We start from the raw sequence: 350 nt of genomic DNA, 5'->3' as shown, positions 1-350 counted from the left end.
ACCTTAATGGTTACTGCGCCTAATTGTGCTTGTCCTTTTATCGATACGCCTACTAATCCTAACAATCCTAGTATTTGTTTTGGGGCAACTACACCTGCTTTAAGTGTTGTACTATCTGGCCCTCCTGCTTTAGGGGATGCTGTTAATTGGTATGCAAACGCCACTGGAGGTACGGCCTTAGCTTCTGGCCTTAATTATACGCCTACCGATACAACTATTGGAGTTTACACTTACTATGCTGAAGCTGAAGAAACTGTCTCTGGTTGCGTGAGTTCTAGAATACCAGTAGTTCTTACTATTGAAACACCTGCTAATGCTGGTACAGATGGAGGCATTACTATCTGTGACGA

General features: G+C 43.1%; 1 protein-coding gene. It reads left to right on the top strand.

Features of this window, described 5'->3' with window-relative positions; translation table 11 throughout:
• Positions 1-350 (top strand): immunoglobulin domain-containing protein (locus tag ACVC08_RS00220; RefSeq protein ID WP_452600506.1); only part of this gene is annotated, 350 nt, incomplete at both ends.

Source organism: Pontimicrobium sp. MEBiC06410 (assembly GCF_053601615.1).
The sequence above is the reverse complement of the archived record's forward strand: the minus strand, read 5'-3'. Positions and strand labels throughout refer to the sequence as shown.